The 13,786-nt window shown below is 25.5% G+C and carries 8 protein-coding genes and 1 pseudogene; 1 reads left to right on the top strand and 8 read right to left on the bottom strand.

From position 1 onward, the window contains the following. Positions 1–44 precede the first annotated feature (44 nt). The 4 genes from lpdA to FQV33_RS03085 form a co-directional block, all read right to left on the bottom strand. Positions 45–1,469 (bottom strand): dihydrolipoyl dehydrogenase, encoded by a 1,425-nt coding sequence (lpdA, locus tag FQV33_RS03100; protein WP_158348511.1) that lies wholly within the window; start codon positions 1,467–1,469, stop codon positions 45–47. 51 nt (positions 1,470–1,520) lie between these two features. Then, positions 1,521–2,684, bottom strand: coding sequence for a 2-oxo acid dehydrogenase subunit E2 (locus FQV33_RS03095; RefSeq protein WP_226856624.1), 1,164 nt, complete (start codon positions 2,682–2,684; stop codon positions 1,521–1,523). 13 nt (positions 2,685–2,697) lie between these two features. Continuing rightward, complete coding sequence (gene aceE, locus FQV33_RS03090; RefSeq protein WP_158348509.1) at positions 2,698–5,361, bottom strand: pyruvate dehydrogenase (acetyl-transferring), homodimeric type; 2,664 nt, start codon at positions 5,359–5,361, stop codon at positions 2,698–2,700. Positions 5,362–5,532: 171 nt separating this feature from the next. Next, on the bottom strand, positions 5,533–6,582 hold the full coding sequence (locus FQV33_RS03085; RefSeq protein ID WP_158348507.1) for a GMP reductase: 1,050 nt from the start codon (positions 6,580–6,582) through the stop codon (positions 5,533–5,535). 110 nt (positions 6,583–6,692) lie between these two features. Between FQV33_RS03085 and coaE the strand changes: the two are divergent. Next, positions 6,693–7,359: pseudogene (gene coaE / locus FQV33_RS03080) on the top strand (dephospho-CoA kinase). Between the two features lie 13 nt (positions 7,360–7,372). On the opposite strand, the gene FQV33_RS03075 reads toward coaE, so the two are convergent. The 4 genes from FQV33_RS03075 to truA all read right to left on the bottom strand — a co-directional run bounded on the left by FQV33_RS03075 (position 7,373) and on the right by truA (position 13,715). Then, the gene (locus tag FQV33_RS03075) at positions 7,373–7,756 is read right to left on the bottom strand and encodes an NUDIX domain-containing protein (protein ID WP_158348503.1); all 384 of its coding nucleotides are present in this window, start codon (positions 7,754–7,756) and stop codon (positions 7,373–7,375) included. Positions 7,757–7,777: 21 nt separating this feature from the next. Further along, positions 7,778–10,396, bottom strand: coding sequence for a preprotein translocase subunit SecA (secA, locus tag FQV33_RS03070; RefSeq protein WP_158348501.1), 2,619 nt, complete (start codon positions 10,394–10,396; stop codon positions 7,778–7,780). A 122-nt stretch (positions 10,397–10,518) separates the two neighbouring features. Further along, on the bottom strand, positions 10,519–12,813 hold the full coding sequence (gene mrcB / locus FQV33_RS03065) for a penicillin-binding protein 1B (RefSeq protein ID WP_264284752.1): 2,295 nt from the start codon (positions 12,811–12,813) through the stop codon (positions 10,519–10,521). Between the two features lie 101 nt (positions 12,814–12,914). Continuing rightward, the gene (truA, locus tag FQV33_RS03060; protein WP_158348497.1) at positions 12,915–13,715 is read right to left on the bottom strand and encodes a tRNA pseudouridine(38-40) synthase TruA; all 801 of its coding nucleotides are present in this window, start codon (positions 13,713–13,715) and stop codon (positions 12,915–12,917) included. Positions 13,716–13,786: the final 71 nt, after the last annotated feature.

The following is a 13,786-nucleotide window of genomic DNA, read 5'->3' as shown; positions in this document are numbered from 1 at the left end:
TATTTCTATAATCTTTTCTTGTTCTAAAAGAACGATGTTAAATGTTATCCAATAATATTTTTTTTTGAATTTAATAGATCTGTTATTGTTCCTTGAAAAGTTTGTGATGCTAAACAAATTGATTCACTTAAAGTAGGATGAGCATGAATAGTAAGGGAAAGATCTTCTGCATCGCATCCCATTTCAATCGCGAGTGTAATTTCATTAATTAATTCCCCGGCATTTTCACCTACTATAGCTCCACCAATAATTTGATTATTTTTTTTGTTAAAAATTAATTTTGTCATTCCTATTGTGCAATTTGAAGCATTTGCTCTTCCAGAAGCATTCCAAGGAAAAATACCAACTTCATAATCAATTTCTGACTTTATAGCATCTTTTTCATTCAAACCCACCCAAGCAATTTCAGGGTCAGTATAAGCTACAGAAGGAATTACTTTCGGTTCATAATAATGATTTTTGCCAGAAATTACTTCAGCAGCAATATGTGACTCATGAATAGCTTTATGAGCTAACATAGGAAAACCTGTAACATCACCAATTGCATAAATATTAGATATATTGGTTCTTAATTGATTATCCACTTTAACAAACCCAGAATCGTTTAATTTTACACCAATTTTATCCAATTCTAAATCTTTAGTATTAGGAGTACGTCCTATTGCAATTAATATATTATTATAACAAATGTTATGACTTGTATTATCACCTTCCATAGAAACAATTAAACCGTTTTCTTTTGATTCTACAGTTGTAATATGTGTATTTAAAAATATATTAAATTTTTTATTAATTGATTTAATATACATTTCAGAAATATCTTGATCAATTAAAGGAAGAAATACATTAAAACGATCTACAATATCTACAGTTGATCCTAATGAACTATATATTGTTGCCATTTCTAAACCAATAATTCCTCCTCCTACAATTAAAAAACGATTAGGAATATTTTTTAATGATAAAGCATCTGTAGAATCCCAAATTCTATTATCTTCAATTGGGAAAGAAGGTATTTTAATTGGATTAGAACCCGTGGCAATAATAGCATTTTTAAAAGATACATCAAATTTATTCTGATTATTTTCTATAATGATATTATTATCACTCTCAAAATAAGCTTTTCCTTGAATAAATCTTATATTTCTTTTTTTGCTGATATTATATAAACCGTCTGTCAATTTACTAATAATATGATTTTTCCAATCTTGAATTTTTTTAATATCAATAGAAGGTTTGTTAAAAAAAACACCTGCTTTAGATAAATCATCAGCATTTTTTATTACTTTTGCTATATGTAATAAAGATTTTGAAGGAATGCACCCTACATTTAAGCAAACACCACCTAATTTTTTATGACGTTCTACCAATACTGTATCTAAACCTAAATCAGCACATCGAAAAGCTGCAGAATAACCAGCAGGTCCTGATCCTAAAATAACCACTTCTGCTTGAATTTTTTGATGCATATAAACCTCTTTAATAATTAATTTTATAAAAGATATTTGATCAATATAAAATTACATAACTAAAAATCGTATATCAGATAATAACTTCTTAAGAAAAACAATAAAACGAGCTGCATCTGCTCCATTAATAACACGATGATCATAAGATAAAGATAAAGGCAATATTAGAGATGGAATAAATTTTATACCATTCCAAATTGGTTTAATGACTGATCTGGAAACTCCAAGAATTGCAACTTCTGGAGAATTAATAATTGGTGTAAACCAATATCCTCCAATACCTCCTAAGTTAGAAATGGTAAAACAACCATCTTTCATATCTAATTTATCTAATTTATTGTTACGTGCTTTTCCAGAAAGTGATGTTAATTCAGATGATAAATTAATAATACTTTTTTTATCCACATTCTTTAATACTGGAACAAGCAAACCGTTTTTAACATCCACAGCAATACCAATATTAACGTATTTTTTGAAAATAATTGTTTTTTTATCTGAAGATAAAGAACTATTAAAAATTGGAAAATTTAATAATGCATGTGATACTGCTTTTATAATAAAAATTAATATAGTAATATTAGTATAATTATTATCTTTTTTACGTTCTTCATCATTATAATGTTTTCGAAATTCTTCTAATGTAGTAATATTTATCTCATCAAACTGTGTTACATGAGGTATATTTACCCAATTATTATATAAATTATCACCAACAGTTTTTTGTAAAATATCTATTTTAACTTTTTCTATTTTTAATTTATTTAAATTATTAAAAGTATTTTTTGTATATAACTCAAGATCATTTTTTAAAATACGATTTTTTCGACCAGAACCTAAAATATTATTTAAATTAATATTTAAATCACGTGCTAATCGTCTTACTGATGGTGTTGCATGTACTATATTTTTTTTAATATCAATCGTCGATGTTTTAACTTTGGGAATATTAATATTTTCTTTTTTATGAACATTCGAATTAATAATATTAGTTATAAAAATCATAATAATAGTATCAGTAGATACTTTATCTCCAATTTTTACGTTAATTTTTTTTACTATACCAGATATAGGAGAAGGTATTTCCATAGAAGATTTTTCACCTTCAACAGTTATTAAACCTTGTTCTATTGTTACTTCTTCATTCAATTGTACTAATATCTCTGTTACTTCCACTTCATCTAAACCAATATCAGGCATTTTAACTTCAATATGCACTTTATTTCACCCCTCAAGCTAAACGTGGATTAATTTTATCTGCATTGATATTAAATTTAATAATTGCTTCTTCTACTACCTGTTGATTTATATTATTCAACTTAGCCAATAAATTTAACGAAGCTAATACAATATAGTGTGCACTAACTTCAAAATGATCTCGAAGTTTTTCACGACTATCTGATCGTCCAAAACCATCTGTACCTAAGACATAATATTCTCGTGATGGGATATAATTACGTACTTGCTCTGCAAATAATTTCATATAATCAGTAGCAGCAATAGCAGGAGCTGAGTTCATAATTTTTTTTATGTAAGCAATTTTCTTTTTTTGATTTGGATGTAACATATTCCATCTTTCACATTCTTCACCATCTCTTGCTAATTCTGTAAAAGAAGTGACACTATAAATATCAGTAGTTATATAATACTCATTAGATAAAATTTCAGCAGCCTCACATATGCAACGTAAAATAGCTCCAGAACCCATTAATTGTATTTTTAATCCAGTAGCATACAATGTTTTTAATTTATAAATTCCTTTACAAATGCCTTCTTCTACACCCTTTGGCATAGCTGGCATATAATAATTTTCATTAATTGTAGTAATATAGTAATATATATTTTCTTGAAGAGGACCATACATTCTTCTTAATCCATCTTGTATAATAACTGCAACCTCATAAGCAAAAGCAGGATCATAAGAAATACAATTAGGTATTGTTAAAGACTGTATATGACTATGACCATCTTCATGTTGTAAACCTTCTCCATTTAAAGTGGTTCTTCCAGATGTACCTCCAATTAAAAAACCTCTTGCTTGTTGATCTCCTGCAGCCCAAAAAAGATCTCCGATTCGTTGAAAACCAAATATTGAATAATAAATATAGAACGGAATCATAGGAAAATCATTAGTACTATAAGAAGTTGCTGCAGCAAGCCAAGACGAAGCAGCTCCTAATTCATTAATTCCCTCTTGTAATATCTGTCCTTTTTTGTCTTCTTTGTAATATGCTAATTGTTCACGATCTTGAGGAATATATTTTTGTCCATTAGAACTATAAATCCCAATTTTTCTAAATAAGCCTTCCATTCCAAAAGTACGCGCTTCATCAGCAATAATAGGAACGATTAAATTCCTAATAGAATTGTTTTTTAGAATTAAGTTCAAAACTCGAATAAAAGCAATTGTAGTAGAAATATGTTTAGTTTGTTCTTCTAATAATGATTTAAAATCGATTAAATTTGGCAAATTTAATTTCTTTGTAAATTTAGATAAACGAAATGGAATGTAACCACCTAGATTTTTTCTTTGATTTTGCATATAGCAATATTCTTTAGAATTTTTTTCAAACGTAATATAAGGTAATTTTTCAATTTCCTCATTAGATATAGGAATATTAAAACGATCTCTAATATAGATAGTTCCATTAATATTTATTTTCTTTATTTGATGCGCAATATTTTTACCTTCTGCAATATTGCCCATACCATATCCCTTGATAGTATGCGCTAAAATAACTGTGGGTTTCCCCTTGGTTGATTTTGCTTTTATTATTGCATTAAACATTTTTTTAGGATCATGACCTCCTCGATTTAAATTCCATATTTCTTCATCTGTCATATTTTTAACTAATTCCAATGTTTCTTTATATTTTCCAAAAAAATGTTTTCTCACATAAGCGCCATCTTTTGATTTAAATGTTTGATAATCTCCATCTATTGTTTCATTCATTAATTGGATTAGCTTTCCAGTTTTATCATTTTTGAGCAAACTATCCCATTTCCCACCCCATATTACTTTAATTACTTTCCATCCTGCACCATAAAAAAAACTTTCTAATTCATTTACAATTTTACCATTACCTATAACGGGACCATCCAGTCTTTGTAAATTACAATTTATTATAAAAATTAAATTATCTAACTTTTCTCGAACTGCAATAGAAATAGCTCCTTTAGATTCAGGTTCATCCATTTCACCATCACCTAAAAAAGCATAAACTGTTTGTTTTGAGGTATTTTTCAATTCACGATTTTGAAGATATTTTAAAAATTTCGCTTGATAAATAGAACAAAGAGGACCTAGCCCCATAGACACAGTAGGAAATTGCCAAAAATTAGGCATTAATTTAGGATGAGGATAAGAAGATAATCCATTACCATCAACTTCTTGTCTAAAATTATCGAGTTGTTTTTTAGATAAACGACCTTCTAAAAATGATCTCGCATAAATACCAGGAGAAATATGACCTTGAAAGTATACTAAATCACCTCCATCGTAATTATTTCTAGCACGAAAAAAATGATTAAAACAAACTTCATATATAGTTGCAGATGATTGAAAAGAAGATAAATGTCCACCTAATTCTAAGTTTTTTTTTGATGCACGTAATACCATCATAATAGCATTCCAACGAATGGCAGAACGAATTTTTTTTTCTAGAATTAAATCTCCAGGATATTCAATTTCATCTTCATCATTAATTGTATTAATATAATCGCTTGTAAAAAAACATTTAAAAAAATCTGATTTATTTATTTTAGATTGTTTTAAAACTTTTTCAATTAAAAAACGAGCTCTTTTAAGACCTTCTTTTTGAATAACAGATTCAATTGATTGTACCCAATCATTAGTTTCAATTGGATCCACGTCATCATATAAATTTTCTGACATGGTATAAGTTCCTTATATATTATTTTCAATGATAAAATTTCTTATCTTTTTTTATAAAATAATTAATTATTAATTTCTAAAAAAAATCAATAAAATTAACTATAAAATAATTAATTTTATTGATTTTATTATTTTAAATTTTTTAAAATAATATATATAATATAATTTATATTAATACGTAAAATTATTAAAAACACAATTTTCTTGTTCATTAACTCTTATAAACGTAGTTCTTTTAGTTAACTCTTTTAACTTTTGTGCTCCTACATAAGTACAAGAAGATCTCAGTCCACCTAAAATATCACGTATAGTTATATCAACGTTTCCACGAAAAGGTATTTTTACCGTTTTACCTTCTGAAGCACGATATCTTCTAATTTTTCCAGAATAACGTTGCATTGCAGAAGCAGAACTCATACCATAAAATAACATAAACTTTTTTAAATTTTCTTTAATAATTTCTCCTGAACATTCATAATGTCCTGATAACATTCCTCCTAACATTACAAAATCTGCACCACCTCCAAAAGCTTTGGCTATGTCTCCAGAAACAATACAACCTCCATCACTAATAATCTGTCCATTTAATCCATGTGCAGCATCAGCACACTCTATAATAGCTGAAAGTTGAGGGTAACCTACACCTGTTTTCACTCTTGTAGTACAAACTGAACCTGGTCCAATTCCAACTTTAACTATATCAGCACCAGATAGAATTAATTCTTCAACCATTTCACCAGTAACAACATTTCCAGCACAGATAATCTTATTAGGAAATGCATTTCTTACTTTTTTTAAGAAACAAACAAAATGTTCAGAATAACCATTAGCAACATCAATACAAATATATTTTAATTTAGAAGATAGTGATAAAATTTTTTGAATTTTTAAAAAATCTAAATCAGATGTTCCAATTGATACAATAACATGTTCTAATACTTGTTCCGAAGATGTATTAATAAAATTTTTCCATTCATCGAAAGAATAATATTTATGTATTGCGGTTAAAATATTAAAATTTGATAAAGACAAAGCCATTTGAAAGGTGCCAATAGTATCCATATTTGCAGCAATAATCGGTATACCGGACCATTTTTGATCGGAATATTTAAAAGTAAAAATACGAATAAGATCAACTTCAGAACGACTTTTTAAAGTAGACCGCTTAGGCCTAATTAAAACATCTTTAAAACCTAGTTTAATATCTTCTTCAATACGCATAAAATTAACATCCTTATAAATAATAAAAAGTATATAATATAGATATCTATTTGTTAATATAATAAAAATTTTTATATACTTAAACTTTATCAACTTAAATAGAAATAATTATGACTTATATTGTAGCACTTACTGGAGGCATTGGTAGCGGAAAAACTACTATTTCTAATAGCTTTAAAAAAATAGGTATAAATGTTATTGATACTGATATTATAGGGAAAAAACTAATAGAAAAAAATATAAAAATATTTAATTCTATTAAAAAAAAGTTTGGACATAGCATATTAAACTCAAATCAATCAATAAACCGAAGATTACTTAAAACATATATTTTTAATGATAAGCAAAAAAAAATATGGTTAGAAGATAGATTAATTCCTGAAATTTACAAAGAAAGCAAAAGACAAATAAAATTAGTAAGTTCAATTTGGTGCTTATGGGTAGTTCCATTACTTATTGAAAAAAAACTAGATAAAATAGCACATCGTATTCTTGTAGTTGATACACCTATAAAAACTCAAATAAAACGTATAATCATACGAGATAAAATTAATCAATATCAAGCAAAAAATATGATTGCTCAACAAACTAGTAGAAACAAAAGAATTTTAATTTCAGATGATATTATTTTTAACAACAATAAGACTATAAAAAAATTAGATGCATATGTTCATTATTTAAATTATTTTTATACATATTTATTTAATCAAAATGAACTTAAAAAAAAAAAATAAAATACAAATTTTTAAAAAAAATTATTTAACTAAATTATATTAATTAATATTAATTTTCAGAGAATATTTTTTAATTTTTTTATAACAAATAAATTAGAAGCTGGAAATTTAAAAGATTTTAATTGTTTTAAATCAACCCAACAATATTTATATCCTTCTATACTATATGCTGTTCCTTTCCATGTTTTGATTAAGAAAAAATATAATTTTATTTTTTTATGAAAAATTTTTTTATATTGAAAAAAATTAAATTTTAATATTCTTATTCCTACTTCTTCTAGTAATTCACGTTTTAATCCACATGTAATATATTCGTTTTTTTTAACTTTACCACCTGGAAATTCCCAAATATTTGAATTATATTTAATTTTATTTGCTTTAGTAATATAAACTTTATTCTGTTTTAAAATAACTCCAATTGCTATTTTTATATAACTCATAAAATATAACTTAAATTAAAATTATAAAATACCATGACAGTATTTATATTTTTTATTAGAACCACAAAAACATAACGTATTTCTTCCAATTTTAATATCATCTAATGGTTTATTTAAATTATCTTTAAAATTAAAATGTTTTTTTGTATAAGATATATTTAATTTACTAAGAAAAGATATAACTTCATACTTTAATAATTCTAACATGTCAGAAAACATATTAAAAGATTCTCTTTTGTATTCTTGTTTAGGATCTTTTTGTGCATAACCACGAAGATGAATACCTTGTCTTAAATAATTCATAGCTGATAAATGATCTTTCCAAAGATCATCTAATGTTTGTAACATAATAGACTTCTCTATCATTCTAATATTAGAATGACCTATTAAATTTTCTTTTTCTTCATAGTTTTTTTGTGCAATATTAATAATTTTTTCTATAATATTGTTTACATTTAAATTAGAATCTTTTTTCATCCAATCTGAAATTGATATATATATATTAAATTCAATATTTAATTTTTTTTCTAAATCTACAACTTTCCAATGATCTTTTTCAATGTTTTTACTTATGTATCTTTTGATAGTATTGTTTAATACATCTATTAAAATATCATTAATAATTTTTTTAATATCGTTTGAATTAATTAATTTATTACGTTGAGAATAAATTATACGACGTTGTTCATTATAAACATCATCATATTCTAGAAGTTGTTTTCTAATATCAAAATTTCGATTTTCTACTTTTTTTTGAGCATTTTCAATCGCTTTAGTAACCCAAGGATGTGCGATAGCTTCATTAGTAGAAAGTCCTAATTTTCGCATCATATTAATAATTTTTTCAGATATAAAAATTCTCATTAATGAGTCTTCCATGGATAAATAAAAACGAGAAGAACCGCTATCTCCTTGACGACCTGCACGTCCTCGTAATTGATTGTCAATACGACGTGATTCATGACGTTCAGTACCAATGATGTGTAAACCTCCGGATGATACGACTAAATCATGTTCTTTTTTCCATTTCCCTTTAATTATTTCAATTTCTTTTAAAGACATTTTCTTATTCAATTCTAAATCTATACTACCACCCAAAACTATATCAGTACCTCTGCCCGCCATATTAGTAGCAATTGTGACTGACTTAGGTTTTCCAGCTTGAGCTATAATTTCTGCTTCTTGCGCATGAAACTTTGCATTTAAAACGCTATGTTTAATATTAAATTCTTTTAATTTTCTTGAAATCACTTCTGATTTTTCAATAGATACTGTTCCAACTAAAACAGGTTGATTTCTTTGAATACAATTTTGAATATCTTGTAAAATAGCATATATTTTTTCTTTTTCGGTCATATAAACTAAATCAGGCATATCTTCTCTTATCATTGGTTTATTTGTAGGTATAACAATCGTATCTAAATTATAAATAGAATTAAACTCAAATGCCTCAGTTTCTGCAGTACCTGTCATACCTGCAATTTTTTTATATAAACGAAAATAATTTTGAAATGTAATAGATGCTAAAGTTTGATTTTCATTTTTTATAGAAACTTTTTCTTTAGCTTCTATTGCTTGATGTAATCCATCTGACCATCTTCTTCCCGGCATAGTTCTACCTGTATGTTCATCTACAATTACTACACTATTATTTTTTATCAGATAATCTACATCTCGAATAAATAATTTATGAGCACGTAGAGCCGATATAATATGATGCATTAAGATAATATTATTAGAAGAATATAGTGATTCATTTTTTTTCATTAATCTTTTAGTGATTAATAATTTCTCAATTTTAATTAATCCTCTTTCAGTTAAATAAATCTGTTTTGATTTTTCATCTACTGAAAAATGACCTTGACCTTGAAAATCATCAGAGTCTTCTTTTTTTTGAGCAATTAAAAAGGGCACTATTTTATTAATTTCTTTATATAAAAAAGAACTATCTTCTGAAGGACCTGAAATAATTAAAGGTGTTCTAGCTTCATCTATTAAAATTGAGTCCACTTCATCTATTATTGCATAATTTAATTGACGTTGAACTCGATCTTCACTAGAAAAAATCATGTTATCACGTAAATAATCAAATCCATATTCATTGTTTGTACCATAAGTAATATCACAAGAATATGCATATTTTTTTTGAGTAAAAGACATTTCAGATAAATTTAATCCAACTGACAAGCCAAGAAATTCAAATAATGGAGTGTTTTTATTAGCATCTCGTTCTGCTAGATAATCATTCATTGTTACTATATGAACACCTTTACCAGATAAAGCGTTTAAATAAGCAGGAAGAGTAGATGTTAAAGTTTTTCCTTCTCCTGTTCTCATCTCCGCTATACATTGCTTGTTTAAAACTATTCCACCAAGAATTTGAACATCAAAATGACGCATATTAAACACACGTTTACTTGCTTCTCTAACTGTAGCAAAAGATTCTACTAATAAATTATTTAAATGTTCTCCTTTACTTAATCGTAATTGAAATAATTTTGTATTTTCTTTAAGCTGTATATCTGAAAATTTTTCAAAAGTTTTTTCTAAATAATTGATTTCAGAAACAATTTTATTATATTTTTTTAAAACACGATCATTATAATTTACAAAAATTTTTTTTAAAAATTTAATTAACATATTACAATTCTCAAATTATATTTTTATTACAAATTAATAATATTTATATAATTTATAATAAATAAATTAATTTACTTTTAAATATCTATTTAATATTAAATTTATTAATTAGGATTAAGTTCTTATGTAAAAAAATTTTTTATCCAAAATAAAAAATTTTTTTTGTGTTTACTATTCTTTCTAGAATGACTTCTTAAATATATATTTTTAGTATATAAATTTTGAGTATTTAAAGACCATATTGGTATAGATTCTGTATATTCATTATTTTTTTTATAAAATAATTTCCCATGATTATTCATATAAAATACACGAATATTCTTAGGACGATTTAATATTAATGGCCTTGGATGTTGATATTCAAGATATTTTTGATATACTTGCATTGCACCAGAAGAACCATATAATCTAGTTGATTTATTATTATCTCGTCCTATCCAAGTAACTACAATTTGTTTTCCATCCACCCCTACAAACCAACTATCTACTAAGTTATTTGTAGTACCAGTTTTTCCAGCTAAAGAAAAATTTTTAAATAAAGCTCCTAAAGATTTAGCTGTTCCAGAAGTTACAACCTTTTGCATGGCATATAATGTTAAGTATGCTGCCTCAGAAGAAGCTATGTTTTTAGATTGTGGTAAACTTTGATATAATATTTTTCCATCATCAGAAACAATAAATCTAACTGAAGATAATAATGATTTATAACCTTCATTCGAAATTACTTGAAAAACCTGAGCAACTTCAATAGGTGTTAAATTAATAGATCCTAATGACATTGAGGGGAAAGGAGTTAAATATTTTCTAGAAACACCTAAATGAATCCAATTTTCTATTAATGAGTTTAAACCTATATCAATACTTAGATTGACTATAGGTATATTAATAGAGTTAATTAACGCTTCCAAAAGCATTACCCGTCCGTTAAATTGATTATTATTATTTTTTGGAATCCAATATTTACCATTATCTAATTTAATTGCAATAGGATCATCGGATATCCAAGTATTTAAATGATATTTTTTTGGATTAGATAAAGCTTTCAAATAAATAACAGGTTTAGATAAAGAACCAATAGAACGACGGGCTTTTAAAGCACGATTATAACCAGAAAATGTTGGATGAGAACTACCAACAAGTGCATTAATTTCACCATTAGATTTGTCTACTACAACCATTGCGATTTCTAAATCTTTTAATTTTTTTTTCTTTTTTAGTATAGGAACACCAACTCTAACAGATTTTTCAATAGAATTTTGAGATAAAGAATCTAAAGTAGTAAATATTTTTAAACCTGAAAAACTTTTAGTTTTTTTCTTTAATTTTTGTTTTACTTCCATCTCAACAAGTTGCAAAAAATCAGGATGATCTGAAATCATGAATCCTTTCGGATGAATTTTTAACGGTCTTTTAGATAATTTAATATAAATTTTTTGCTCAATTAATCCTGTATTATATAAAGTTAATAAAACTAAATTTCTTCTATTTAAAGCAATTTCCGGATTACTCCAAGGGTTATATAAAGAAGCTCCTTTCACCATACCTACTAACAAAGCATATTGGTCTAAATTCAATTCATCAATTGGACGACCAAAATAATAAAGACTAGCAAGTGGAAAACCTCGAATTTGTTCATTACCATCTTGCCCTAAATATACTTCATTCAAATATAATTCTAAAATACGATCTTTTTCATAAAAACAATCTAAAATCAATGCCATATACATCTCGTTCATTTTTCTCCATACCGAACGAGTATTTGTTAAAAAAAGATTTTTCACTAATTGTTGGGTAAGAGTACTACCTCCTTGTATTGTTTTACCTGCCATAATATTAACAAATAAAGCTCTAATAATAGATGATATATTAATTCCATCGTGTTTATAAAAATTTCTATCTTCAATTGCTAATAATGTTTTAATTAAAATCATAGGATATTTAGATCGAGGAAGAAAAATACGTTTTTTCCCTTTAAAAGAGTTTAGCATACTAATTAATTTTGGTTCTAAACGGAAAAAATTAAAATCACGATAATTTTCAAGATTTTTAATTTTTAATAAATAATTTGTGTTAAAAATTAATTTTACATGAAGTTCACTTTCGTTAATATCAGGAAAATTAAAAGCACGACGTATAAATTCTATATTATTATCTTGTATACTATATTCACCAGGAAGCATAATTCTATCAACTTTTCTATACATTGTATTCTTTAAAAATGTTTCAATTTCTTTTTGAGAAAACAAACTTCCTGGTTCTAAATTTATTATTCTACTATATATTGAAGTAGGAAAATGCCATACTTTACCATTGATTAAATGGCTTATCTTCATGTATAAAAAAAAACCATAAAAAATTATTAAAATCAATATTAGAATAAAAATTTGTCCTAATGATTTTATTTTTTTTTTATTCATATACACTAAAGACCTTATTAATTAAACATCTTATTATTAAAAAATTATATTTGATTTAAAAACTTAAATACACTTTTAAAATTTATTTTTTATTTAAAAAATCATTCTTTTATTTTAAAAAAAATATCTTCAAATACTGGTAAGTTAAAACATTTAGGATATTGAACATATAATAAATATAAACCTTTTGCAGGAGCAGTAGGACCTGCATAATTTCTATTTTTTTTTTTTAATAAATTTTTCATAATATTTTCTTGGTTAATAGAATTAATTTGAATTAAAGAACCAACTATATTTCGAACCATATGATATAAAAAAGAATTTGCTGTAATATCAATCATAACTAAATTATTTATGCGATAAACATTTATTTTTGTTATTTTTCTTCGAGCTGAATAAGATTGACAACCTAAGGCTTGAAAAGAAGAAAAATCATGTTCTCCTAATAAATGTTGTGCTTCAGAATTCATTTTTAAAACATTTAACTTTTTGTAAACATGATTTGATTTTTTATATAAAATACTAGAACGACAAACAGAATTATATATTATATAACGATAAGTACGTCTGATAGCACTATAACGCGCATTAAAATACTCAGGAACTTCCTTAACCCATGTAATTGAAATATTTTTAGATAAATAAGTATTTACACCTACTGTCCAAGCATATGTACTTCGAATAGAAGTAGTTTGAAAATGAATTACTTGCCCTATACTATGAACACCAGAATCAGTTCGACCAGCACAAATAACATCGACTTTATGATTTGCAATTTTAGACAAACATTGTTCTACTTCTTCTTGAACGGAAGGATGTTTTTTTTGACATTGCCAACCATGATAATATTCTCCATTATATTCTACTCCTAAAGCAAATTTTTTTATTTTTTTTTCCATTATTTAAAATTTTCCTTATTAATAAATTAATAGTTAAAATAAATATTAATTTAAGTAAACCTATAACTGTATAA

This window comes from Buchnera aphidicola (Aphis fabae) (genome assembly GCF_009069125.1).
Lineage (GTDB): Bacteria > Pseudomonadota > Gammaproteobacteria > Enterobacterales > Enterobacteriaceae > Buchnera > Buchnera aphidicola_BB.
The sequence above is the reverse complement of the archived record's forward strand: the minus strand, read 5'-3'. Positions and strand labels throughout refer to the sequence as shown.